General features: G+C 62.3%; 17 protein-coding genes. 8 read left to right on the plus strand and 9 right to left on the minus strand.

The genetic code is table 11. The annotated features are described in order from the left end of the window. The first annotated feature begins 6 nt into the window (after positions 1-6). Positions 7-783, plus strand: a complete 777-nt coding sequence (locus CA833_RS21185; protein WP_207081084.1) for an N-acyl homoserine lactonase family protein — start codon at positions 7-9, stop codon at positions 781-783. 68 nt (positions 784-851) lie between these two features. Here CA833_RS21185 and CA833_RS21190 read toward each other — a convergent pair whose 3' ends face one another. Further along, on the minus strand, positions 852-1448 hold the full coding sequence (locus CA833_RS21190) for a helix-turn-helix domain-containing protein (protein ID WP_207081085.1): 597 nt from the start codon (positions 1446-1448) through the stop codon (positions 852-854). A 203-nt stretch (positions 1449-1651) separates the two neighbouring features. On the opposite strand from CA833_RS21190, the gene CA833_RS21195 reads away from it, so the two are divergent. Then, positions 1652-2986: an amidohydrolase gene (locus CA833_RS21195; RefSeq protein ID WP_207081086.1), complete on the plus strand. Its 1335-nt coding sequence runs from the start codon at positions 1652-1654 to the stop codon at positions 2984-2986. A 423-nt stretch (positions 2987-3409) separates the two neighbouring features. Here the strand turns inward: CA833_RS21195 and CA833_RS21200 are convergent, their stop codons facing one another. The 5 genes from CA833_RS21200 to CA833_RS21220 all read right to left on the minus strand — a co-directional run bounded on the left by CA833_RS21200 (position 3410) and on the right by CA833_RS21220 (position 9843). Continuing rightward, positions 3410-4342 (minus strand): N-acetylglucosamine kinase, encoded by a 933-nt coding sequence (locus CA833_RS21200; protein WP_207081087.1) that lies wholly within the window; start codon positions 4340-4342, stop codon positions 3410-3412. Further along, positions 4339-5481, minus strand: coding sequence for an SIS domain-containing protein (locus CA833_RS21205; RefSeq protein ID WP_207081088.1), 1143 nt, complete (start codon positions 5479-5481; stop codon positions 4339-4341). The genes CA833_RS21200 and CA833_RS21205 overlap by 4 nt, the downstream gene beginning before the upstream one ends. After that, positions 5474-6769 (minus strand): D-tagatose-bisphosphate aldolase, class II, non-catalytic subunit, encoded by a 1296-nt coding sequence (locus CA833_RS21210; RefSeq protein WP_207081089.1) that lies wholly within the window; start codon positions 6767-6769, stop codon positions 5474-5476. The genes CA833_RS21205 and CA833_RS21210 overlap by 8 nt, the downstream gene beginning before the upstream one ends. Positions 6770-6841: 72 nt before the next feature. After that, positions 6842-7759, minus strand: coding sequence for a DMT family transporter (locus CA833_RS21215; protein WP_207081090.1), 918 nt, complete (start codon positions 7757-7759; stop codon positions 6842-6844). After that, a complete protein-coding gene (locus CA833_RS21220) occupies positions 7756-9843 on the minus strand; it encodes a glycoside hydrolase family 36 protein (protein ID WP_207081091.1) in 2088 nt (695 codons plus the stop codon). The genes CA833_RS21215 and CA833_RS21220 overlap by 4 nt, the downstream gene beginning before the upstream one ends. Positions 9844-10003: 160 nt before the next feature. Between CA833_RS21220 and CA833_RS21225 the strand changes: the two genes are divergently transcribed. Continuing rightward, the gene (locus tag CA833_RS21225; protein ID WP_242526580.1) at positions 10004-11107 is read left to right on the plus strand and encodes an amidohydrolase family protein; all 1104 of its coding nucleotides are present in this window, start codon (positions 10004-10006) and stop codon (positions 11105-11107) included. 106 nt (positions 11108-11213) lie between these two features. On the opposite strand, the gene agaR is transcribed toward CA833_RS21225, so the two are convergent. After that, entirely contained in the window at positions 11214-11993 is a 780-nt protein-coding gene (gene agaR / locus CA833_RS21230) for a transcriptional repressor AgaR (RefSeq protein ID WP_207081093.1), read from the minus strand. A gap of 193 nt (positions 11994-12186) precedes the next feature. Here agaR and CA833_RS21235 point away from each other — a divergent pair, with 193 nt between their 5' ends. Continuing rightward, positions 12187-15057, plus strand: coding sequence for a TonB-dependent receptor (locus CA833_RS21235; protein ID WP_207081094.1), 2871 nt, complete (start codon positions 12187-12189; stop codon positions 15055-15057). 521 nt (positions 15058-15578) lie between these two features. Here CA833_RS21235 and CA833_RS21240 read toward each other — a convergent pair. Further along, a complete protein-coding gene (locus tag CA833_RS21240; protein WP_207081095.1) occupies positions 15579-15929 on the minus strand; it encodes an HU family DNA-binding protein in 351 nt (116 codons plus the stop codon). Positions 15930-16033: 104 nt separating this feature from the next. After that, entirely contained in the window at positions 16034-16198 is a 165-nt protein-coding gene (locus tag CA833_RS21245) for a hypothetical protein (RefSeq protein WP_207081096.1), read from the minus strand. A gap of 400 nt (positions 16199-16598) precedes the next feature. Between CA833_RS21245 and CA833_RS21250 the strand changes: the two genes are divergently transcribed. From CA833_RS21250 to CA833_RS21265, 4 genes are read left to right on the plus strand one after another with little or no spacing between them, the layout of a single operon-like run. Then, positions 16599-18266, plus strand: a complete 1668-nt coding sequence (locus tag CA833_RS21250) for a TolC family protein (RefSeq protein WP_207081097.1) — start codon at positions 16599-16601, stop codon at positions 18264-18266. Next, the gene (locus CA833_RS21255; RefSeq protein WP_370584612.1) at positions 18263-20437 is read left to right on the plus strand and encodes a type I secretion system permease/ATPase; all 2175 of its coding nucleotides are present in this window, start codon (positions 18263-18265) and stop codon (positions 20435-20437) included. The genes CA833_RS21250 and CA833_RS21255 overlap by 4 nt, the downstream gene beginning before the upstream one ends. Continuing rightward, the gene (locus tag CA833_RS21260; RefSeq protein WP_207081098.1) at positions 20434-21828 is read left to right on the plus strand and encodes an HlyD family type I secretion periplasmic adaptor subunit; all 1395 of its coding nucleotides are present in this window, start codon (positions 20434-20436) and stop codon (positions 21826-21828) included. The genes CA833_RS21255 and CA833_RS21260 overlap by 4 nt, the downstream gene beginning before the upstream one ends. Next, positions 21828-22217, plus strand: coding sequence for an SEL1-like repeat protein (locus CA833_RS21265; RefSeq protein ID WP_207081099.1), 390 nt, complete (start codon positions 21828-21830; stop codon positions 22215-22217). Before CA833_RS21260 ends, CA833_RS21265 begins: the two co-directional genes overlap by 1 nt. The last annotated feature ends 30 nt before the right edge of the window (positions 22218-22247 follow it).

Consider the following 22247-nt stretch of genomic DNA (forward strand, 5'->3'; position numbering starts at 1 on the left):
GTTGCGATGACCGATGTAAAACGTCTCTTCGTGCTGCTCTGCGGCTACGAGATCCTCCCCAAGACGATCTCCACCCGGAACCGCGGCGCGCGGTTCATGCTGAGCGAACCGGTCTGCGCTTATCTGCTGGATACGGCGCAGGGCTGGGTTCTGCTCGATGCGGGCCTCAATCCGGACAATATCGAGGATCCGGCGCGGCGCGAGGCTTGCTTTACGCGCCATGGCATGACCGCTCCGATCGTGCGTGCGGCACACCGCATGGAGACACAACTCGCGCAGATCGGCATCGACTTTGCCGACATCGGCTGGGTGATCCTCTCGCACCTTCATTTCGACCATTGCGGCTATCTTGACCGCCTTGGCCATGCCCGCGTCAGCATCCAGCGCGCCGAGCATGCCTTGGCGTTCGGCGATGACCCGGGGATGGCCTATATCCGTTCCGACTATGCGATCGACGGGCTGGACTGGGACCTGCGCGATGGCGACTGGGAGGCAATGCCGGGGCTATCGCTCCTCGACACGCGCGGACATACGGCTGGCCATCAATCGGCGTTGATCGAATTGCCGGATCACGGTGCGCTTCTGCTACCGTTCGATGCCGGCGATCTGGCCGAGAATTTCGACGATGAGGTCCTGCCGGGCGAGAGCTGCGATGATGCAGCCGCGCTTGCCGCCATTCGCCGCCTGAAAGCACTGCGGGAGGCACGCGCTGCCGACATGCTGTTGTTTCACGACCCCGTCGCTATCCAGCACATGCGTTTGGCGCCGGACTATTATGCGTGAACGGATGCCCGATCCCGGCCTTTGGTGACCGGTCTTTTCCTATAGGAAAAGCCGCCAGCCTTCCAAAGTCAGCGTGTCGAAGGATGCATGTATGTCGACACAGGGCGGTTTTCCGCCGAATGCGGATCGTACGAGACCGACAGGACGCGCGCATTGTCTTCACTCAGCGAGATGTAGAGGTGTTTCATTCCGCTATCGAAGTAGGCGCTCTCTCCCTGATTGAGCTGGAAGGGCTTGTAATGCTCGGTATGGATCTCGATCGAGCCGGAAAGGACGTAGACGAATTCCTCGCCGTTGTGCTGGCTCCAGTGATCGAACTCCTCGATCGAACGGGCGCGAACGACCATTTCGAACGGGCTCATCGCCTTCTTGGAAATCTCGCTCGAATGGACCCGGTAATCGTATTGGTCGCTGGTGAAACTCTCGCCTTCGCCGTCGCGCGTCGTGGTCTTCCTGCCGGAAAGCTGGCTTTTCTCACCGGAAGAGACGATGTCCTCTATGCCGATGCCGAGGGCATCGCAGACGCGCTTCAGAATGTCGTAGGAAACGGAAATCTGGGCATTTTCGATTTTCGAAAGCGCGGAGACCGAAATGCCGGCGCGCCCGCTGATTTCAGCCAGCGTGGCACCGCTTTCGCGCCGGATCGCGCGAAGGCGCCGACCCATGGTTTGAGCATCGCTGTCTTGTTGAGTTCGCACCACGATCTATTCATCCATCCGGGGAAAATTTATTTCCTAAAAGCTCAATGCACTGGAATCGCATCCGGGCAAAGAGGCAATCGGCGTGTTTTTGCAGGATTCGGACGGGTTCGAACCCGCCGCGCAGCCTTCGGCATCAATTCTAACGTTGGAACATGAGGGGCAATCCCATGAAGAATTCGAAATATCTGCTGCTGCTGGCGGCCATGGCATCCAGCCCGGCCTTCGCGGCGGCCGAACCCAAGACCGACCCCAAGGCGGATCTTGCCCGCATCGCTGCCACGCTGGACCAGAACTATGCGCAGCTCGAAACGATGTACCAGGATATCCACTCGCACGCCGAAGTGGCCATGCACGAGACGCGCACGGCGGCATTGCTTGCCGCCAAGATGCGCAAGCTGGGTTTCATGGTGACCGAGAAGGTCGGTACCACCGGCGTGGTCGCCATCTACAAGAACGGCGATGGTCCGACGGTTCTGGTCCGTACCGAGCTGGACGGCCTGCCGATGGAGGAGAAGACCGGCCTGCCTTACGCCAGCCATTACAGTCAGGAGATCGACGGCAAGCTGACGCCGACGATGCACGCCTGCGGGCATGATGTGCACATGACCTGGTGGGTGGCGACCGCACAGGCGCTGCTGGCGATGAAGGACCGCTGGCACGGCACGCTTATGTTCGTCGGGCAGCCGGCAGAGGAAACCGTCAGCGGTGCCAAGGTGATGCTGGCGGACGGGTTGTTCTCACGCTTTCCCAAGCCCGATTACGGCTTTGCCGCCCATGTGACCCCCGACGAGGCTGGACTTGTGACCCTGAAGGAAGGGACCATCACTTCCGCGTCCGATCAGGTGCGGATCACCTTCAAGGGCAAGGGCGCGCACGGCTCCATGCCGGCAAACAGCATCGATCCCATCGTGATGGGCGGCCACTTCGTCAGCGATGTGCAGACCGTGCGCAGCCGCGAGGTAGACCCCGCCAAGTTCGGCGTCATCACGGTCGGCAGCTTCCACGCGGGAACCGTGCCGAACATCATCCCCGACGATGCGGTGCTGCAACTGACACTGCGTTCGCACGAACCGGATGTGCGCAAGCAATTGCTGGCCGGCGTCGACAAGACGGCCAAGGCCGTGGCGGACATGGCCGGCGCTCCGGCTCCGCAGGTGGATTATCTGTTCGGAACGGCGGCGGTGAATAACGATCCGAAATTGACCGAGAGCGTCGCAGGTTCGATCAAGGCGGCGATTGGCGACAGGGCGGTGCTTGTTCCGGCCTACGTTCCGGCGGATTCCGCCAGTGAGGACTATTCCGAATTCGTGAACGCAGGTGTGCCCTCGGTCTATATGAGCGTTGGAGGATACACCGCCGCAGCGCTGGCGAAGTTCAAGGCCGAGGGTAAGGCAACGCCGGTAAACCACTCTCCGTTGTTTGCGCCCGACCCGCGTGCCTCGATCAAGGCCGGTACAGAGGCGTTGACCTTGGCGGTTATTTCCATTGCTGGTCGCAATTGATCCTCCGCAAGGCAAGTGCGACTCGTGCAGAGTTGGCCAGACAGGCAGGATCAACCGTGGGGAGCGGCAAAGGTTCACCTCAGATGGCGAGGTCACTTTGATACGATGGATTTCGGTGAACGACCGGCGGCTTTCGAGGAACGCGTTGTGAACTGCGACCGTCTGCTTTGACGGCGCCAACGGACAGTAAGGCTTCCCCCTCCCAGCGTCCGCTATCGCCACTTCAGCGTTCCGAAGCGGACCGAGCACAATGTCCCATTGCCGGCCGTTCATCGTGGCTGATCTCTCGGTGAGCGAATGACCGCTTCGGAGATGCTCTCAGGAGGCGCTGAATGGCGGCTCTGTCGGCGCGAACGCGATAAGGCTCGAACTTAATCGTTACGAGAGGGAGGCGCGGAATCGATGGACAAACAAGACATGCGCCTAACTCCGCTCAGCTAATTTGCGCGCATAGAGTGCCGCGCCATATCCCGGCGCAAACCGAGGCTCGCTGGCTGCGAATCCCTGTGCGCGGACGATGCGCAAAAACTCCTCGCGGACCCGTGCTTCCCGGCTTAACACACCGCCCGACCACGAAAGCGGGACTGCCTCACCCTCAGGGAAGGCCAGCTCTGTGCGAAGGGCGAGCGCCATGTCCGCCAGTTCGTGCGCGGCCTTGTCGAGTATGACCTGCGCCGCATGGTCTCCGGCGGATGCTGCTTCGGAGACGAGCCCTGCGAGGCCCGCGATTTCGCTGCGTCCCATCCCTTCGGGCCCCATGATGCGTCTGCACAAATCCAGATCGTCTTCCAGCGAAAGCGCCGCGACCATCTTCTCATGAAGCGGGCCGCGCGGGGTGCGTCCGTCGCTCATCCGGGTGAACAACGAAAGGCCTTGGATGGCGATCCAGTACGCGGATCCCTCGTCGCTGAACACTTCGCCCCAGCCGCCGACCCGCGCCGCGCGGCTTTGGCGCTCACCATATCCGATCGAGCCGGTACCGGCGACGATGTTGATCCCGTCCTCGCCGCCGAACGATCCTGCCCAACCGCAGATCATGTCGTTGCCGACGGTGAAGCGCCCATGCCCGAGCACTTCTCCGCATGCCGCATGAAGGCGTGGATCGATGGCGCGATCCTCGCCATAGGCGGGCAGGCCGAAGAAGACATGGTCCATACCGTCGCGGGCAATGCCGATTGCCGCGCAGACTTGCGAGAGGCCGGCTTCCAGGCGCCGCACCACTTCATCGAAACCGACCTGCAAGTGATAGGTCGTGCCGGTCAATGCCGTGGCAAGTACCTGTCCGGTGCCATCGATGCAGACGAACTCGGTCTTGGTGCCGCCACCGTCGACGCCCAGAAAAATGCGCTGGTTCATGCGGGCTGTGCGTGAATCCGCACGCCCTGTACCACACGATTGACGGTGCCGCTGGCGTTCGGGCGATCCGGCGTCAGCCCCAATTCCAGCGAGACCGCAAGGCCGAACAACTGCGCGGGAACGATGAACGGGAACAGCAAGTCCGCGTCCGCTGCCTGCGTCAGACCCGGCACGGCAATCTCCGCCGCGTCGTCCGGATTGGCGGAAACCACCGTGATGGCGCCGCTGCGGCCATCGGCGCGCAGTTCGGCGATGATGTCGAGATCGTAGAGACGCGTCAGCGGGTCGTTGGAGACGAAGACCACCACCAGCGTCTGCGCATCGATGATCGTCTTGGGGCCGTGGCGGAAGCCGAGCGCGGTGTCGAACGCTGTGACGACCGCGCCGTCGCTCAGCTCCATCAGCTTCAGCGCAGCCTCGCGCGCCAGCCCCTTGAACGGCCCGCTGCCGAGATAGACCACCCGGCGGAAACCGCGCGCGGCGAGGTCTGCGACCACCGGCAGGCTGCGCGCATGCGTTTCGGCCACGGCGGATGCGATCGCTTCGATGCGGCCATCCAACGCATGAATGCCGCTCAGGATCGAAAGCGCAGCGAACATCATCGCGCTGAAGCTGGACGTCATGGCAAAGCCGCGGTCGTGCGTCGCCTCGGGCAGCACGACAACGTGCGCGTTGCCTCCATCGCGGCGCGCCAGATCACCTTCGACGTTGCAAGTGATGACGAGGTGATAGGCATCGTCGACATGGGCATCGACCAGATCGGCAGCGGCGACGCTTTCCGGGCTGCTGCCCGAACGGCCGAACGAGACCAGCAGCGTCGGTTCCTGTCGGCGCAAATACAGCGCCGGCGAGCTGACGATGTCGGTCGTTGCGATTGCTTCCACCGATCGGCCCAGCAGGCCCGAAAGCCACGGCGCAAGGCACTCGCCGATGAAGGCTGAGGTGCCCGCGCCGGTCAGCACGATCCTGACACCGGGATTGGCGAGCAGCGGCGAGACGAAGGCCTCGATCGCTGCCTTCTGGGCGTTCAGGATCGCCTGCGTGGCGCGCAGCGTCTCAGGCTGCTGCGCGATTTCGCGGCGAGTCCAGGGTTCGGCGTCGTTACCCGGCGTTCCGGGAACAAGCGGGGCGTCAGGCATCGGGGTGGCAAGCTCCATGATAAGCTTCGAGAGTGGCGGCAATGTGCGCCAGGACAAGTTCGGCCGGATCCAGCGTGGCGGCGCCACTGCGCACTGCGGCATAAGCGAGCGGCAGATACTGGCTCACCAGCGGCAGGGACGGCGGCACGCTGCGCAAGTTGGCGAAAAGCTGCTTTTGCGCGGCAAGGATCTGCTCGTCGGGCCAGTAGTAGCGAATGCGGTCGGACAGGCTGTACTGCAATTGCAGGTTTAGCGCCGCGCCTTCCGCATGGTAATATTTGCGCCAGTTGCCGGGTTCTGCGCGCATGCGTTCGAGCGCGACTTGGCGCAAGCCGGCGCGCTCGTCGGCGGGGATAGTCTCCGCCTCGATCGCATCGAGCGCCCAGAGCGCCTCACGCAGCGCGAACGTCACGCCCGGACCTACCTTGAGCACCGCGAAGTGATCGCGCACCAGCGCGGAGAGGGCATCGGCGGTCTGGTAATCGGTGGAATGCGCCTCATAGACGAGGCCGGCAATCGGTTCGATCGCGCGGCTGAGCGCTGCGGCGCGCTCGGGGCGATAGTCGACGACCTTGTCGTGATCGAATTCGACGCCGGGCTGAACGACGGTGGCGATCACGCGATCCCATGCGGTGGAGAGGCCGGCCTCTGCGAACAGGGTGCGGTGCATCTCGACGGTGGCGATAGCGTCTGCCGGATCGGTGACGGCCAGTTCCTCAAGATCCTCGGCAGCGCCGCCCGGAACCGGAACTTCGGTGCCGATGACATAGACCGGTGCGTCGGTGGCTCCGGTCTCGCTATTGGGTTCGAAGGCGTCTTCTGCCGCGCGGCACAGACGTGCGGCGCGTTCGGCGATCGTGCGTTCGGGCAACGGCACCGGATCGTCTGCGCAGCTCATCGAGCAGTCGAGATGAATCTTGCCGAAACCGGCGCGCACGTAGGCCGCAACCATGACTTCGGCACGCTCCATGGCCTCGGCAGCGGGAAGCGCGGTCCACGGATTGGGTCCCAGATGATCGCCGCCCAGCGCCAGACGATCGAGCGGGAAGCCGACGCGCCCCGCGATTTCGCGCACGAAGTCGCGGTAATCGGCGGGCGTCATTCCGGTGTAGCCGCCTTCTTGGTTCACCTGATTGCAGGTCGCCTCGATCAGGAGAACTTCCTGGCCGGTTCCCAGAGCGTGGCGGAGCGCCGCCTCGATTGCCAGCGGATGCGCGCAACATACCGAAGTCACGCCGATGCGTTCGCCCGCCTTGTGCCGCAGCACGATATCTCGAATCGCTTTCACATCGCTTCCTTTCGCACTCAGGGCTAGCGCAGCGAAATCTAAAACGCAACTAAGCGAAACTAATCGAAACCATCATTCCGCAGGAATGGCGTCTTCATCTTCGGCGTCAGGTTCGATGGCGAGCAGTAGGGAGGCGAGCAGGGCCAAGCCGATGCCAAGGCTCTTCAGCGGGCCGGGCACGACGCCCAGCACGGCGAGCGACAGAAGCGCGGTGGCCAGCGGTGCCCCTGCGTTGGAGAGCGGCGCGACGATGATCGCTTTGCCGTAGCGGAAGGCAAAGACCAGCGTGAGCGCGCCGACCGCGTTGAGAACCTGTATCACGGCGGCCAGACCTGGACCGTCCCAGCCCCAGTTCACCGGGTGCGTGAAATCGGTCATCGCCCAGGCGGCGGGCATCAGTACGAGGGCGGAGATCGTCATGTAGACGAAGATGCTTTCCGCCGACATCACGTTGTTGGCGGCTTTCATGAAGTAGGCTTGCACGCCCCAGCACAGCATCACCACCATCGCCGGGATCAGCCAGGCTGCGGAGGCCGCGCCACCGCCGCCGGGCGCGAAGTCGAACGTGGGCAGCGCCAGCAGGGCCAGCACGATGCCCAGCGCGCCCAGCTTGCCGGTCCGTTCGCGCATCAGCGCGAAGGACAGCGCGATGGTCACCACCGGAGAGAGTGAGATGATCGGGAAGATCAGATAGGCCGGCCCACGCGCCACGGCGTAGAACAGCACCATCTGCCCGCCGGCCCCCAACAGGCCGACCGCCAGCCCATAGGCGATGGCGCGCGGTGTAACGTCCAGCGTCCAGCGAACGTGCGCCAGCACCACCAGAGCCGGCGGGATCATCGTCAGTGCCCAGACGCAATAGACCAGCGTTTCGGGAAATCCGTGCTGGGGCGAAAGGCCGGAGAAGGCCCCCCAGATACCCCAGAGCACTACGGTGACGAGAGCATTGACCAGCCAGGCCCGGTTCGACGGCGCAGCAAGGGCGTTCATGCCTTGCCTCCCTTGGCCGGAGCGGCGCGGACGAGCAGGAACCGCTCGAACTTGGCGGGGATCGTGTTCTGCTTTGCCGTGGCATTGCCCAGCGGCTGCCCGGTGAAGCCATCGGTCAAGCTATACCGTCCCGACCCAAGCCCGCGCAGGCTTATCGGCCCGTCCCACGTTTCGGCATAGAAGGCGTAGTGCAGCTCGCCATTCTTCGCGATCGCGTGGGCTTCCGGCTTGTCGAAGCCGATGTCGTACAGCCCGCCGAGGTAAGTGCCCTGGGCCAGCATGTTCTCACGGTAGAGATCGATCCACTTGCGCCAGAGCTTTTCCTTCTCGGCCGTGAGCTTGAACCCGCCGGGCGGCAGCGGCTCGGACGGTGTGGGCGTATCCTCCGGCCAAGTGAACTTGGTCGATGGGATAGCGCCGATGCCATAAGTCGAGGCGAAATCGTTGCCGGTCTCGGTCAGTTCGACATGGTCGCCCGAATAGGGGGCGGATGGCCCCATCAGCGCCTTGAACGTCTTGCCCTTCGATCGGACCTGCCAGGACGATGTCGGGTCCGAGGCGGGGGTGTTGTTCATCGCCGGGATGTTGTGGAAGGCAAAGCTGTCGCCGCAGGGGCAGATCTCGACGACCGCCTGCGGGTTGATCGCCATGACCTCGTCGTAGATCGCTTTCCAGAAATCCTGCAGCTTCTCGTACGATTCCTCGGGCCGCGCGTGGTTGTGTGCCGGGTTGTGGCAAGGGGCGACGCCGTTGAGGTGCTGGCCGTCCAGCTTGAGGCCATCGAAACCCCATTCGCCGATGATCGTGCGCACGACGCCGCGGAAATAGTCGATGGTGGGCTGGTAAGCGGGGCACAGCGTGAAGGCGTTCCACCAAGTAACATTCTGCGCCGCGCCGTCGCGATCCAGCAGCAGCATGTCGGCATGGTCGCGCAGCAGCGGGGTGCCGGGATCGGCCGCCAGCGGCGCCAGCCAGAGGCGCGGACGCATGCCATCCGCCTTTATGCGATCGGCGAATGCCTTCATGTCGGCGTCGCCGCGCGGGAAGCGGCTGCGGTCTACCCGCCAGTCACCGTCCGCGACCTGCCAGCCGTCATCGATCACAGCCCATTCGAAGCCGATTTCCTTCGCCTTGGGCAGTGCGCCATAGATCTGTTCGGGCGTGAACTTGCGCTCATAGCCCCAAGCACACCAGATCGCGCCATAGCTTGATTCCGGGATCGCCGGCGCCTTCAGGCCGCGATCGGCCATCAACTGGCGATAGGCGTCGAGCGGGCGGAAATGGTCGCCTTCATGTGCCATCACGAAAGCGCTCGGCAGCGCCAGCGAGGCGCCGGGGGCCAGCACTTCGCGCGCGTCACCGGTCATGCCGATGCGCGTGCCGCCGGGCTGCGCCGAAACGGGCAGGGCGATGAGGCGTGGCACTGTTTCCAGATGCCCGACGGCCAGCCCGACATCGCGGCGCCAGGCTACGGCAACCGGCGTTCCGCCGCCGTAGTCGGATCCATTCATGCCCATGAAGTTGCGCTGTTCGAAGCCGGGGCCGACTTTCTGCACCCAGTCGCGACGATCGGGATAGGATGCGCCCGCAAAACTCCAGGCGCCATCGGGGTGGTTTTGCAGGTCGTGCATGGCCAGGCGCCAGGCGGACAAGGGCAGGGGCTTGTCGCCGGTGTTGCGGTAGCGCACGTCATAGATGGCCAGGCCGGGGAAGCGATCGAGGAAGGTGATCGCGATCTCCTGCTCCAGCATACCGCCCGCCGTTGCGCGCAGGACATGGCGGCGCCCGCCGGAAACGGCGGATTCGCTTTGATCGAGCAGGACGAAGCGATCGAATGCGGCGCCTTCCAGCGGGAAAAGTGCTTCGGCGGCTGCCCAGGGCGTAATTTCACGGTCGCGGTGCAGCAGCCGGGAACGCATCGCGGCGTCGAACTCGATGGTCAGGGTGCCATCGGTCAGCCGCACGGTGGAGGCGGGCGCAGCCCAGACTTGCCCCGACAGCAACGGCCCGCTCGCGGCGGCAAACGTGGCACCGGCCATCAGCCGGGCAAGGGCCGCGCGACGGGTAACGGGGCTCAACTGCATATCCACTCTCTCCTGATGGTGTGCACGTCCGGTTCGAGCCGGAACGGCCCCACGAGAAAAAGCTTGCACCAGCGCAACCCCGCATGCAAACCAAAAACGCAATTTATGAATGCGTTTTCTTTCGTTTTCGTGTGAAGAGGGCACAATCTTGCATAAAATGGTGAAATGGACGCTCCTTGCGGGTATCGCGCTGGCAAGCGAAGCCGGTGTTTCGGCCTCTGCCGAGCGCCACTACCGCGAAGCGGATTTCGCGCAGGTCGCCAAGTTCGATGCGCATGTCCATGCCAACGTCGACGATCCGCGTTTCCTTGATCTGGCGCGGCGCGATGGGTTCGAACTGCTGTCGATCAATGTCGATTACCCCGATTTTCCGCCACTTGCCCAGCAAGCGGCGATTGCCGGGTCGATGCGCAAGGCGGATCCGAAGGTGTTCCATTTCGCCACGACCTTTCCGATGGAGGGGTTCGGAACGCCCGGCTGGACCGAGCGTACCAACGCCCTGATCGATGCGGCCGTGGCACGCGGGGCCTTGGCTGTGAAGGTTTGGAAGAACATCGGCATGGTAGCCCGGGACGCCGATGGCAAGCGGGTATTCCTGGACGATCCGCGCTTCGATGGCGTCATCGCGCATCTCGAAGAGCGCGGAATTCCGCTCATCGCGCATCAGGCCGAGCCCAAGAACTGCTGGCTTCCGCTCGATCAAATGACGACCGACAACGACCGCAGCTACTTCCGCGAGCATCCCGAGTACTACATGTACCTCCATCCGGAGGAGCCGAGCTATGAGGCGCTGATGGCGGCGCGCGAACGGTTCGTGACGCGGCATCCGACGCTGGCGTTCGACGGGGCGCACATGGCCAGTCTGGAGTGGAGCGTCGACGAGCTGGCGCGGTTCTTCGATGCCCATCCCAAGGCCGTGGTGGATCTGGCTGCGCGGTTGTCCAATCTTCAGGTCCAGTCCAACGCGGATGTCGCCAAAGTGCGGGCCTTTTTCATCAAGTATCAGGACCGCATCCTCTACGGCACGGACCTGACCGATAGCCCGCCCGACCCGGCCGCGCGTGCCCAGAACCCACCGGCGACTGACGATTTTCCGGGAGAGGTGGACAAAGTCTGGCGGGCCGACTGGCGCTATCTGGCGACGCCGCTGAGCCAGCGCGTCGATGCGATCAATGCCGATGCGGTGGGGCTGAACCTACCCAGCGACGTGATCGACAAGATCTACTGGAAGAACGCCAGAAAATTCTTCCAGATCAAAGCCTAAAACGCGTCGAGAGGAACCGCCGCCCCTTCTTGCGAGGGGGCGGCGCTTGTCGGCACCTAACGGCACCTAACCATACCCTAACGCTACCTGAAGTGCGCCAAAGCGCTCACGCGCGGTGGAGGCGGAAGCCCAGGCGATCGGCGGCGGATTGCACCGCGTCTTCGTCGGTCGCATCGGTGACGAGGTCGTCGATCTCTTCCACATTGAGGATGCGGTGCAGGCAGACTTTGCCGAATTTCGAACGATCGGTCACCGCGATGACCTGTCGCGCTGCTTTCGCCATCTTTCGGTTCAGCATCGCTTCGGGTTCGTAATGCGTGGTGATGCCGCGCTCGAAATCGAAACCGTCCACGCCGAGGAACAGCTTGTCTACGTGCAGGTCGCTGAGCGCGCTTTCGGTTTGCGCGCCATAGAAGGCGCGGTTGCGGCGCCGCAGTGCGCCGCCCAGCATGACCACGCGGATGTGCTCCTTACGGGCCAGCGCGCACAGGATGTCGAGATCGTTGGTGAGGACGGTGATTTCCTCATCATCCGGCAGATGATGGGCGATCTGCAGCGTCGTGGTGCCGGAATCGAGTACCACCGAATCGCCGGGCCGAACCATGGCCGCCGCCATAGCGCCGATCCGCGACTTGGCATCGGGATTGGCCGCGCGTTTAGTCTCCAGCGGCGGCTCGGCGACTACATTGACGGCGTCGGCAGATATGGCCCCGCCGTAGGAGCGTTCGGCAACGCCCTTCCTCGCAAGGAAATGAAGGTCCTTGCGGATCGTTTGCATCGATACGCCATAGCGTTCGGAAAGATCCGTGACCTGCACGCTGCCGCGCTCCCGCACGAGTGCGCTGATTTCCTGCCGTCTGCGGCTCGTGTCCCGGGTAGCAACCATCAAATTCTCCTGCCAGACACTGCATTATCAGCGCCGAAGCGCGGCGACAAACATTAAGATATGTTTCGTTTCGTTTCTGTTTGACAGATATCGAACAACCAAGTTACCAAAACGAAATATAGTACGCCATGCCGACGGGAATCACGCGATACCCCGGAGCGGACTACGGCGACATGACAAGGGGTATGGAAACATGACGGGACGTATCACCTGGCGCCACCCAGCGCTTGCCGGAGCCAGCACCATAGCGCTGCTCGCCGCCTCTCAAGCTCAGGCGCAAGATGGCGGGCCGAACGCCGCTGCCCCTGATGCGGCCACACTTTCCGATAGCGCGCAGGCCGCCGCAGATGCCGCCACTGCCGAGGCGATCGTGGTGCGCGGCGTACGTGGCAGCCTGCTGCGTTCGATCCAGGCCAAGCGCAATGCCGATACCATCGTCGATGCCATCTCATCGGAAGAACTGGGCAAGTTTCCCAATCGCAACGTTGCCGAGGCGCTTGCCAACATCCCCGGCGTCACCGTCGGTCGTGATGGACGCGGGGAAGGGCGCTCGATCACGATCCGCGGCCTTGGCGAGAATTTTGCCATCACCACGCTCAACGGTCGAATCCTCCCGACCGACGGGCCGGACCGCTCTTTTGCATTCGATGTCCTCCCCTCCGAGATCATCTCGGGCGCCGAAGTGCAGAAGGCGGTCCGTGCGTCCGAACTGGAAGGCAGTATCGGCGGTAATGTCGATCTGCGTACCGCCCGTCCTCTCGATCGTCCCGGCCTCCATGCTTCTGGCGCAGTGGAAGGCCAGTACAACGATCTGGCGGACAAGGGGGGCTACAAGGTCAGCGGCGTCGTCAGCACTACTTTCGCCGATGACACGATGGGCCTGATGTTCGGCGTCAGCTACAACAAGTACAAGTTCCGTACCGACAATCTTGGCGAATACTCGCTGGCCGACGGTACGGAGGCGGCTTACGGCATCGATTTCAATCGCGACGGCCGCGTCGATCCCGATGAGAATGGACCGGCCTACATCTGGCCGGACTACTACAGCGTTGGCACCGTGGTCGGTCAGCGCGAGCGCATCGGTTCGGCCGGATCGTTCCAGTGGAAGCCGTCCAGCGCGTTCGAACTGACGATCGACGGCCTCTACAGCCGCTTCGATGTCAAACAGCACAACTACCGCTCTTCGAACTACCTCAATCCACTGGGGGACGATGGTTCGCCGCGATGGGATCCGGATTCGATCAGCGTCGACAAGAACAACGTCGTCACCGGCTTTTCCATTAACGACTATACCGCCGAGGTGCTGACCACCGATGAGCCGCGCAAGAGCCAGACATGGCAGATCGGCGCCCACATCGACTGGACGGCAAGCGATCGCCTGAAGTTCGCCTTCGACGGCTACGTTGGCAAGGCGCGGGACAATACCGGCGGCCAGAACCGCTTCGTGGTGGCGGGCATCACCGGCGCCTCGGCCGATTTCGCGACGCGCAAAGGCGGGCTGCCGGATCTGGACATCACCATCCCCGGCGGCCGCACACTGGATGAGGCCACCAACGACGATTTCCGCGCCCACTATATCGGCATCCAGGGCCAGAACATCTCCGACCGTACGGAGGGCCTGAAGGGTGACGGCACCTTCGATGTGGACAGCGGCATATTCAAGTCGATCCAGTTCGGCGCGGCCTATACCAACCGCAAGAAGACCGTGGCGACGATCGACAACCAGTATACCAGTTCCTGCAACTTCTGCGGATATCCCTTTACCTTCGGGCAACTCGGCGCGGATGTGGTGCAGCCGGGCAGCGGTTCGATTCTTGGCAAGCTGGAGGGCGATTTCCCGCGCAATTTCCCGCGCTTCGATATCGACACCTACCTTTCCGCACTTTCCCGTGCGGAGAACAATCCGGCGATCCTCAACCCAAACAGCTGCCTGGACGATACTGGCGCAACGATCCCGGGTTGTACGCTCTCCCCCTATCCCACGGGCTATGCGACGCAGGTGATCGAGGAAGACCTGCCCGCCTCCTATCGCATCAAGGAGCGGACCTGGGCAGGTTACCTGATGGCCAATCTGGAGGGTGAACGCTGGCGCGCGGACCTGGGCGTGCGTCTGGTTGCCACCAAGGTTTCCTCGGTCGGCTATGGCGCCAGCATCGCCAGCATCATCCCGCGCGCGGGCACGCAGGACAACGCGGTTACCTTCAACCCTGTAGAGCCGATCAATGGCGGCGGCGACTATGTGCGCCTGCTGCCGGCGGCCAACTTCTCCTACGACCTGGCGGACGGGCTGCGCCTGCGTCTGGCCGCATCGCAGGCGATCTCGCGCCCCAGCTTCGGGGAACTCTCCCCCGCGAAGGACGCCACTTCGGCGCAGTCCGGCACCTACATCATCTATGATGCGGGCAACCCGAACCTGAAGCCGACCGAGGCCAACCAGCTTGACGTCAGCCTGGAATACTATCCGACCAACCGCCTCGCGCTGACGGCGGCGGCGTTCTACAAGCATATCACCAACTTCGTCTCGACAGTGCCGGTGGACGTGCAGATCACGCCGACCAGCCAGCCGGCAAACCAGCCGCAGAGCTATTCTTTCGTCGAATATCAGGTGATGAACGGCGACAGTGCGAACGTCTACGGGCTGGAAGTGGGCGGTCAATACTTCCTCGACAACGGTTTCGGCATCCAGGCGAACCTGACTTACAACCATTCGCGCGCGAAGACCGGTGGGCTCGTCACCGACCTGCCCGGCGCGATTCCTTTCTCGGCCAATGCCAAGCTGTTTTACGAAAACCACGGCATCGGCGCGCAAGTGTCGTACAGCTATACGTCGCGCTACACTTACGCGCAGGCAGGCAGTCTTTCCTACCTGCCGGTGGAGGAAGATCCCTATCACGAGGTATCCGCCAGCATTTCCTACGATGTGACCGATAACGTCTCGGTCTATGTGCAGGGATCGAACCTGCTGGGATCGGCAATCAAGCGGTTCAACGAATACAGCAACCTGCCCAACTTTTATGAATACTCGGGCCGTTCGTTCTTCTTCGGCGTGCGCGCGCGCCTCTGACGCTTTCCGAAAGGGGCGTTCGATTTCGGCCGCGCGATGCAGTTCGTCCGCCTGAGATGATCGCCCCACTCAGGCATCGACCTGGCGTGCACTTACCCGCGAGAATTTGCATCTTAGTGGATTTTCGTCGAAATTCGTTACAGTTGACTGCATAAACGAAAGTTTGACATCGGCGAAAGCTTTTACTCGTCCAGTGGGAGTTATGTTGGCGATGCCAGATGAGGCGGGCAGCTGTTTTCGCGTTTTGCGTTAACGAAGGACAAGTTTCGAGGAAGGGGGTTGGCCTCCACTACTGCAGCTTTGTCGGCGGACTTCCTCGGCGGGGTAGGGCGGGATTGGCAGTTCGCGAACCTGCGAGAATCTCGCCTATCGAGGTACTCATGGCTGAACAACTTCAGACTGTTTGACTGCGGCAAAGCGGATGCCACGCCGAGATGCGGTGGTGCAGATACCCCTTGCACAAGGAATAGGGCGGCATGCCGCTTAGGGATGACCTGCCGTCCTATTCGCACAGCGCAGTCTTAGGCGTTCAACCTGTCCTTGATGGCCTTGGCCGGGGCGAACGTCAGCTTCTTCGAAGCTGCGATCTGGATGGTCTCGCCCGTCGAAGGATTGCGACCTTCGCGAGCTGCAGAGTCCTTCACTTTGAACTTTCCAAAGCCGTTCAACGAAATTTCCTCGCCCGCAGTCGCTGCTTCGGCAATCGCTGCGAAAATCGCATCTACAGCCTTCTTTGCATCAACCTTCGTGACGCCAGCTTCCGCACCCAGCTTGTCGGCGAGGTCCGAATTGTTCATGGTCGTATTCTCCTGCTGTGGTGAGTGAATTCTGCGGAGAGAATTATAGCGAGCTACAAAGGTGAGCAATGACATCCTGCCAACGCTTGTGTACAGTTCACCCGCGCTTTCTGGCTCGGCACAGCCTCACTGCGTATCATGATCGCTAGATCGCGGCAGTAAGCGAATGTCGGGATGGGCTAAATCCAGCCCCCGGTACCATCTGAACGCTGCAAGGTCGCATCGAGCGCGGTCTGGAATATCTCGAAGTCGATCAGGTCATCCAGCTTTACCAGTGGATCGCCCACCGCTGACAAGGCTGCATGCCGCTCATCGTGTTCCAAAAAGCCGCGCTGCGCCGCCAATTCAACCCTCCATCGTTCATCTCGATGGAATCATAATCCCGCGCTCACGGGAATAGGTAGGGCAGGGTGTCCAATTGGCACCACCCGTACTTCCATAAGCATTCATGACAAATGCTGAAACTCGTCAGGTTTCCATTGAACTCGATCGTGAAACATGTCAGCGCTGATCGGCTTGAGTATCCGGGGGCGGCTTTATGAATATCGTGTGTAGTGATCGGAGTGCTTTGCTTGCGATGTTTCGCGCGCAGCGCATCCGCCGACAGCGCCTTCTTGACGGCTAGTTAGCCGCTCACATCGCATTTTTCGGAATGCGTCACCCATGCTCAGGCAGATGCGACCACGTGTCTGAGCGATCCTATCGTGGTTTGCTCGGCTTGGCGGATGGGCAGTCCTCGTTATCATGTATCTTCGTATGTACGGCAAACTTGCGTTTGCCACAGTTCTGCTCGTGCCATTCCAGGGGCTCCATGCGGCTTCCGGGACGGACGAGCGCGCGTCCATCGCTTCGGCGGGATCCGACTTGCCAGTAACGGCCGACGCCATGGCGACAGGTGAGCAGGAACCCGACGACAGTCTCGCGGCGGCCATCGTCCAGGCTTATGTCTCCAATCCATCACTTGCTGCAGCCCGCTACGATCTGCGCGCAACCGATGACGAACTCGGCCTCGCACTCGCCCGGGCACGGACCACCATCGATCTTCAGGTTTCGGGTCAATATGACCTGACGCTGCCGGGGCGTACGACGCAGGCCTCTCGACCCCTCGTCGACCGGCTCAACGATCCCAACATCGAGCGCAACAGCCTCGCCTCCAGCCTGATTGCCGAGCAACCTCTCTATACCGGAGGGCGGGTCAGCAGCGCCGTCGCCGGGGCTCGCGCGAGCATTGACGCGGGGAGAGAGGCCTTGCGCGGCGACGAAGGCGACATGCTGGTCAACCTGATCGCGGCGTACAGCGATGTGCGCCGAAACAACCGGGTCGTCGCCATCCGCAGGACCAACGTTGAAGTCCTCGGCAAGATGCTTGACGAGGTCGCTGCAAGGCGCGAGGCGGGTGAACTGACCCGCACCGATATCGCGCAGGCAGAAACCCAGCTTCAGGCGGCACAGGTCCAGCTTGACGGAGCATTTGCCGAGCTTGAATCCAGTCGCGCGACGTTTGCTGCTATCGTCGGGAGAGAGCCAGGTATCCTTGCGAAGCCTCCCGCGCTGCCGGGGTTGCCGCAGACGATCGATGACGCCTTCGCGGGCGCGGAAGAGTTTAATCCGGACCTTAAGCAAGCGATAGCACAGGATAAAGCGTCGGAGGCGCAGATCGCCGCAGCCAAAGCCGAAGGCCGACCCAGCCTGTCGCTGCAGGGCGTGGCCGGTACGAACGGCGAGGCCGTGCCATTCCACCGCCGCGACCAGGACGTGACTTTCACCGGGCGCGCCACACTGACCATCCCGTTGATCGCCGGGGGGCGTATACGCTCCATGGTGGCTCAGGCCCAAAACCGCGAAAGCGCCGATCGCCTGCGCATCATCGCAACCCGGCGGCAGGTGGCGCAGACGATCATCAATGCGTGGAACCAGTGGATCACGGCCGAACGCAACGTCGCAACCCAGAATGTCCAGTTGAAGGCTGCGCGGGTCTATTATGACGGCACATTCGAAGAATACCGTGAGGGCCTGCGCTCGACCTTTGACGTGCTCTACGCCCAGAATTCCCTGCGCGAAACGGAAATCGCCGTCCTGACGAGCGAGCGTGACAGCTATGTCGCGCAGGCCTACCTGCTTCGACAACTCGGCCGGCTAGAGGCGGGGCGCCTGGTCCAGGGTGCCGCGACCTATGATCCCGTTGTCTATACCCGCAAGGCCGAGAACCGCAGCGGCGTACCATGGGGCGCCGCCGTGCGCGCCATAGACGGCATTGCCGCGCCCGGAGGCAAGTCCCAGCCACTCACAATGCCGGACCGCGCTGCGCCTGAACCCGGCCTCGCGCCTCCAACTTTTGCGCGCGAGCGCCCCCTCGCCACAAGCGCCCCCGCGACCCCTGACCTGACCCTCGCGGCGGGGGCCAACCGATGAATGATATGCATAATCCTGAGTTGGCAGACGCCACGCTTCCCCGAGATGATAGCGGCCTGTTCGCATTCGCGACTGTCCTCGCGCTCCACCGGATCGCGGTGGACCCGCAGCAGTTGCGCCATGGCCTGGGTCATGATCGTGCCATCGATGCTGACGATCTGAAGCGACTTGCCAAGCGGCAGGACGAAGTGCGGGCCAAGTCGCTGCGCGCCACCTTCGACAAGCTTCGTCAAATGCCGCTTCCAGCGCTCGCCAACGGTCCTGCAGGGTGGTTCGTGATTGCCCGCGCCGCTGAAGATGAAGTGCTGATCCAGCCACCGTGCCATGCAGTGGACGGCGTACAGCCGCAGATCATGAAGATCGACCGGGATGCACTGGAAGCCATGTGGTCGGGCGAGCTTCTGCTCCTCACGACCCGCGAGGGCGTGGGCGGTGTGAGCCGGGCTTTCGACGTCAGCTGGTTCATTCCCCAGATCGTCAAGTACCGCCGCCTGATCGGCGAGGTTCTGCTGGTCACGCTCGGGATAAACCTGCTCGGACTTGCATCACCGCTTTTCTTCCAGAACGTTATCGACAAGGTGCTTGTTCACAACACCCTCGATACGCTGACCATCCTGGTGATCGGGTTCGGCGTCGTGTCGGTCTGGGAAACCGCTTTCGGATGGCTGCGCACCCGCCTCTATTCCGAGACGAGCCAGAAGATCGACGTCGAACTGGGGGCCAAGCTCTTCCGGCACCTCCTCGGGCTCAACCTGTCGTACTTTGAGGCGCGGCGCGTTGGCGACATCGCCATGCGCGTGCGCCAGCTGGAAACGATCCGCGAGTTTCTCACCAACGCCTCGCTGACGGTCCTCATCGATCCGATCTTTACGGTCATCTTCCTGATCGTGATGTGGTTCTACTCGACCCAGCTATTTCTCATCACCGTTCTGACCATCCCCTGCTACATCGCCGTCGCCGTCTTCATCACGGGGCCGCTGCGCGCGCGGATCGAGGAGAAGTTCGAGCGCTCGGCAGCTAACAACGCCCTCCTCATCGAAAGCATCGGCGGGATCCAGACCGTCAAGGCCGGTGCCGTCGAACCGCAGTGGCAGGACCGCTGGGAGCGCCAGCTCGCCGGATACAGCTTCGCATCCCAGAAGGTCATCAATCTCGGGAATACCGGCAGCCAGCTGATCCAGCTGATCTCCAAGATCAACATGGTGCTGATCCTCTATTTCGGTGCCCGCGCGGTGATCGACAAGGACATGACGGTCGGCGCTCTCGTCGCCTTCAACATGTTCGCCCAGCGGGTGTCGGGTCCGGTCATCCGCATGGCTCAGCTTTGGCAGGACTTCCAGCAGGTTCGCATTGCCATCGAGCGTCTCGGCGACGTGCTGAACCAGCCCGTCGAGCCCGGCACGGGTAGCCGCGTCGCGCTGCCGCAGCTCAAAGGCGCCGTTGCCTTCGAGGGCGTCAAGTTCCGCTATGGTCTGGATGGTCCCTGGACGCTCGATGAAATCGATCTGATCGTGCCAGCAGGGTCTACGCTCGGAATTGTGGGTTCATCCGGTTCAGGCAAGTCCACTCTCACCAAGCTCCTTCAGCGCCTCTACGTACCGGCTGCCGGCCGGGTGACGATCGATGGTGTCGATATCGCCCAGATCGACCCGGCCTGGCTGCGACGCCAGATCGGTGTCGTGCTTCAGGAGAACCTGCTGTTCAGCCGAACGATCCGGGAGAATATCGCGCTCTCCAATCCGGCCATGCCGATCGAGAAGGTGATGGCGGCCGCAGAGCTTGCCGGCGCGCATGAATTCATCGTCAAACTGCCGCAAGGCTACGATACCCTTGTCGAGGAGCGCGGCACCAACCTGTCCGGCGGGCAGCGCCAGCGTCTGGCCATCGCACGCGCTCTGGTCAATCAGCCGCGCATCCTCATTCTCGACGAGGCCACCAGCGCTCTCGATGCCGAGAGCGAAGAGATTATTCAGTGTAATCTCAAGGCCATGGCGGCGGGGCGTACCGTGATCATCATTGCCCATCGTCTCTCCGCCGTCCGGCAATGCGATACCCTTATAGCTCTTGAAGCCGGCCGCATTGTCGAGCGCGGCAACCACGATGAGCTTTTGCGCGTGAACGGTCGCTATGCGGACCTCCACAGACGTCAGAGCGGGGGGATCGTTGCATGAGCGCCTGGGGTCATCATTGGGAGGTTCTGCGCGAAGCGCTGCGAGCCGAGAAGGAGCGGGCGAAGAACTTCGTTCCAACGCGCGAAGCCGATTTTCTGCCTGCGGCGCTCGAAGTCGCAGAACGTCCGGTGTCGCCGACCGCACGGGTTACGGCATGGGTGCTGCTGGGCGGGCTCGCTATTACCATTGCCTGGACAGTGTTCGGACGGGTCGATGTCGTGGCCTCGGCGCCAGGAAGCCTCATCCCGACGGGTAACACGAAGCTCGTCCAGTCACCGGGACAGGGTGACGTCAGGGCGATTTATGTCCGCAACGGTGACGTGGTGCGTAAGGGGCAGGCGTTGCTCGACCTTGACCCAACCCTCACGGGGGCAGACCTTGCCCAGGCCGAGAAGGCGCTGGCTTCGGCGGAGCTCGACATTGCCCGCAATCGCGCCATTGCCGATGCCCTTTCCGGTAAAGGGCTTCACTTTGTAGCGCCGCCTGGAACATCGCTCGAGATTGCCGAGACCCAGCGCCGTTTGATCGCAGCTCAGCTTGCGGAAATTGACGCGACCACGGCCAGCCTGTCGTCCGCCCGCCGTTCGGCGCTTTCGGATGCGGAGTCGGCGCGGGCACAGGTGGCGAGGCTTTCCGATACCGTCCCCATCCTTGACCGGCAAATCGATCGCATGAACCGGCTCGATGCCAAAGGATATGCGCCGGGCCAGCGCCTTCTGGAACTACAGAGGCAGCGGCGCCAAGAAGCTGGCGATCGCGAAGTAGCGGTCACGCAGATTAGCCGTGGGCTTGCTGAAGCTGGGAAACTCGAGCAGCAAAGTCGCGAAGCGCGCGAACAGGCACGTCGTACTGCGTTGACGGATCTCGCCAAGGCAGAGGCAGACGCAATCTTGCGGCGCGAGGAAGTGACCAAGGCGAAGCAAATGAGCCGCTTCCAGCGTCTCGTTTCTCCGGTTGACGGTACTGTGCAGCAGTTGGACGCCCATACTGTGGGCGGTGTGGTGGAGGCAGCAAAGCCTCTGATGGCGGTGGTTCCTAGCCAAGGTGGAATTGAGGTCGAGGCCAGAATTCTTAACAAGGATGTGGGTTTCGTACACGTTGGCCAAGCCGCAGCTGTTAAACTGGAAGCATTCCCCTTCACGCGATATGGGACCATTCCTGGCCGCGTGCGATCCATCAGTCGTGACGCAGTTCAGGACAAAGATTTGGGACTTGTCTATGTTACGACCGTTACGCTCGATCGGGCGTTTGTGGACGCGGACGGAGAGCGATATGCGATAGCACCGGGGCTAGTCGCCACCGTCGATGTGCGAACCGGCACAAGGGCCATCATCAGCTATCTGCTTAGTCCGCTGCAAGCCAGCATTGCTCAGGCTGGGAGGGAAAGGTGATGCGTAGCATGGTGGCGGTTTGTGCGCTGCTCCTATCGGGGTGTGCAAGCGGTAATTACATGGGTATTCCGCTCGCGGCCGGGAAAAGTGATCCTATCCTTCGTGAACTCGCGGCACGTGCGAAGAGTGGCGACAAGCAGGCGCAACTCGACCTCGGCATTCGATTTGAGGATGGCCATGGTGTGCCGGTCGACCTTCTTCGCGCCAAAGCACTTTATAACGCCGCCGCCAGTGATGGAGGCGGGATACAATGGGTCTACGTGCCATCGCCCGGGAATGGTGCCAAAGCACGGGTGGTCAGCATCAATCGTCAGCCAACGCAGCCAGGGCTGGATGAAGCGAAGATGCGGCTGAGTAATCTTTCAAATCCAATGGTCCCACAGCAATGACCCACGGTAACAAAATTCGAAGTAACTCCG

Source organism: Novosphingobium sp. KA1 (genome assembly GCF_017309955.1).
In the GTDB taxonomy this organism is placed as follows: Bacteria; Pseudomonadota; Alphaproteobacteria; order Sphingomonadales; family Sphingomonadaceae; genus Novosphingobium.